Annotated in this window: 3 protein-coding genes and 1 riboswitch; all 3 genes read right to left on the reverse strand. The window is 63.3% G+C overall.

Annotated features, from left to right (window positions below; all coding sequences use genetic code 11):
* Nucleotides 1–75 precede the first annotated feature (75 nt).
* The 3 genes from ACE04F_RS09245 to ACE04F_RS09255 all read right to left on the reverse strand — a co-directional run bounded on the left by ACE04F_RS09245 (nucleotide 76) and on the right by ACE04F_RS09255 (nucleotide 2,921).
* Nucleotides 76–660, reverse strand: coding sequence for a TMEM165/GDT1 family protein (locus ACE04F_RS09245; protein WP_486106075.1), 585 nt, complete (start codon nucleotides 658–660; stop codon nucleotides 76–78).
* Nucleotides 661–750: 90 nt separating this feature from the next.
* A riboswitch (yybP-ykoY riboswitch) is annotated at nucleotides 751–872 on the reverse strand.
* A 51-nt stretch (nucleotides 873–923) separates the two neighbouring features.
* Complete coding sequence (locus tag ACE04F_RS09250) at nucleotides 924–1,922, reverse strand: methyltransferase (protein WP_486106077.1); 999 nt, start codon at nucleotides 1,920–1,922, stop codon at nucleotides 924–926.
* 33 nt (nucleotides 1,923–1,955) lie between these two features.
* Nucleotides 1,956–2,921, reverse strand: a complete 966-nt coding sequence (locus ACE04F_RS09255) for a 2-hydroxyacid dehydrogenase (RefSeq protein ID WP_486106079.1) — start codon at nucleotides 2,919–2,921, stop codon at nucleotides 1,956–1,958.
* Nucleotides 2,922–2,998 lie beyond the last annotated feature (77 nt).

Raw genomic sequence — 2,998 nt, forward strand, 5'->3', positions numbered from 1 at the left:
CACAAGGACAAAGCGGTCAAATGTGGGAGCGAGCCTGCTCGCGAAGAACGATAACGCGGTAGCTCTGGAGTCATATCATACCCACCCGCTACTCTGCATCGCCTTGTACACCGCGACGATCGCCAGGATGAAAAATGCCGAGGCGGCCAGACGGCGGATAAGGGCAAGCGGCAGCTTCTCGGCGGCGAAATTGCCCGCCAATACCACCGGTACGTTAGCGATCAACATACCCACGGTGGTGCCGATGATCACCAGCCAGAGCTCCGGGTATTGCGCGGCAAGCATCACCGTGGCGATCTGGGTCTTGTCACCGATTTCCGCCAGGAAAAACGCGATCAGCGTGGTCAGGAACGGTCCGAACTTGCGGGCGGTATTGGCCTCTTCATCGTCCAACTTGTCCGGCACCAGGGTCCACAATGCCGTGGCGGCAAAGCTCGCCGCGAGGATCCAATGCAACACCGAGGCGGAGAAAAACCCACTGACCCAAGCCCCGACCGCGCCGGCCGCCGCATGGTTGGCCAGGGTCGCGGCGACGATGCCGGCAATGATCGGCCATGGTTTGCGAAAGCGAGCAGCGAGGATAAGCGCAAGCAGTTGCGTCTTGTCGCCGATTTCGGCCAGCGCAACGATGGCGGTGGGTACCAGGAAAGAGTCCAGCATCAGGTGATTCCTAAGAGGGGCGGGTCGACACGGCTATGACACGTACAGCCTTCCCGCCCCGGGTAAGGTGTGCGTGTCATAGGTCTTGTCAAACCCAGCGACCATCTGCGTGGACGCTTGGGCCGCATACGCCATGGTCTGCTGACCAAGTATGTTGACGTATGCCGGGCGAGCATGGCGCTCGCGGGAGACTACTCCCCTAGGACGGTGCGGATTCTGCCTAGGCAAATCCGATTGGGCAAGCGCTGTTTTCCAAAAACGCTTCAGCCACGCTTGGCCCGGTAAATGCGAAAACCCTGGCCTTCCGCTTTGATGGCGCACGGGCCCAAGTGCTCCTCGATCAGCGGCTGGTACTTGAGGAAACTGTTGGCAACCAAGCGCAATTCGCCGCCGTTTTTCAGATGTTTGGCCGCTTTTCGTAGCAAATTCTCGGTGGCGTGGTAGTCGGTGTGCACGCCGACGTGGAACGGTGGATTGCTCAGGATCGCGCTCAGGCCCATGGGCGCGGCGTCGATTCCGTCACCGGTCAGTACCTCGGCGTCCAGGCCGTTGGCGGCCAACGTCAACCGACTGCTGGCAGCGGCAAAGGCATCCACGTCCAGCAGCGTCACGGTGTTATGCGGGTAGCGACGCTTGATTGCCGCGCCCAACACGCCGGCGCCGCAGCCGAAATCCAGCAGATGGCCGCTGGGCAGCTTGTCCAGGTGCTCCAGCAGCAAGGCGCTGCCGCGATCCAGCCGACCATGGCTGAACACTCCCGGCAGGCTGATCACCTGCAACGGGCCTTCGGCCAGGGCCAGCTCGTAGGTCTGCGCCAGGCTCTCCAGCGGCTTGGCCTGCGGGGCATTGGCAACGGTGACTTGCCACAGTTGGCAGTGCCGCGCGCTGTCGAGCTTGCGGGGCTTGCCGAACGGGTTGAGTTGCTTGGACGCGCCTTCGATGCCGCTGCGCTTTTCCCCTACCAGGTACACCTCGCGACCGGCCAGGCGCGCGGCCACGGCATTGAGAATGTAATCGGTGAGGTCCTTGGCCTTGGGCAGGAACACCACGGCGGTGTCGAATGCACGCTCAGGTACGTTCACGCCAAAGTGGCTGCGCTCTGGGAAGCGCGCATCGAGTGCCGCCTGGTCGCCGGCATGCCAGCACCAGCCGTGGGCCTCGGGCAACCGGCCGAGCAGATCGTCGGCGGGCAGGCCGGCCAGCAGGACCGGGCCTTGAAATAATTCGGGCTGACGAAGCAGTACTTCACTGCGCGGATCCATGGTCTGCTCCTGGTAAAAAAGTGCGGCAGTTTATCAACTGACGACCCGGCGCGCTGTACCGCTGAAAAAGCCCTGGGCGTTTTCCTTCAGTTGGCCGACGATTCGTTGTCGCGCCTCGCGGCTGCCCCAGGCGTTGTGTGGGGTGATGATCAATCGTGGAATGTCGCCCGCCAGCAATGGATTGCCTTGGGTCGGCGGCTCCACGCTCAGCACGTCGCTGGCCGCGCCACCCAGGTGACCGTTGCGCAGGGCGTCGGCCAGGGCCTGTTCGTCAATCAGGCCGCCACGGGCGGTGTTGACCACGAACGCGCCGGGCTTGAGCAGCGCCAGTTCGCGCGCGCCGATGAAGTGGCGGGTGTGTTCGTTGAGCGGGCAGTGCAGGGTCAGGGCATCGATCTGCGGTAACAGCTCATCCAGCGGCAAACGATCCGGCCGTGCCGGACGCCCGGGAATCTGTCCCAGCAGCACGCGCATGCCAAAGGCTTGCGCCAGCCGCGCGACGGCGCCGCCCAGTTCGCCATGGCCAAGCAAACCGAGGGTCTTGCCTTGCAGCTCGACAATCGGATAGTCCAGCAGGCAGAACTGCGAAGCCTGTTGCCAGCGACCTTCAGCCACGGCTCTTTGGTAGTCGGCGAGGCGCGTCGCCAGGTTAAGCAACAGCATGACCGTGTGCTGGGCCACCGATGGCGTGCCGTAGCCCTGGCAATTGCACACGGTGATGCCGTGGTGGCGGGCAGCGGCGAGGTCGACGTTATTGGTGCCGGTGGCGCTGATCAGGATCAGCTTTAGTTCGGGGCTGGCGGCCATGGCTGCCGCGTCGATCACTACCTTGTTGGTAATCGCCACCGTCGCGCCGTTGAGTCGCTCGGTCACCTCATCCTGGCGGGTCCCGGCGAACAATTGCAGTTCGCTGAAGCAAGCGCGCAACGGGCCCAGGTCCAGGTCGCCAAGGTCCAGTGAAGGGTGGTCGAGAAAAACGGCGCGGGCAGTGTTCGTCATCAGCTGTACCTGTCATGTAGAGAACCGAAGGCGTAATGTGGCGAGCCTATCAGATGAACCGTGGGGGGGGGGGGGGG

This window comes from Pseudomonas sp. AGC41 (genome assembly GCF_057334555.1).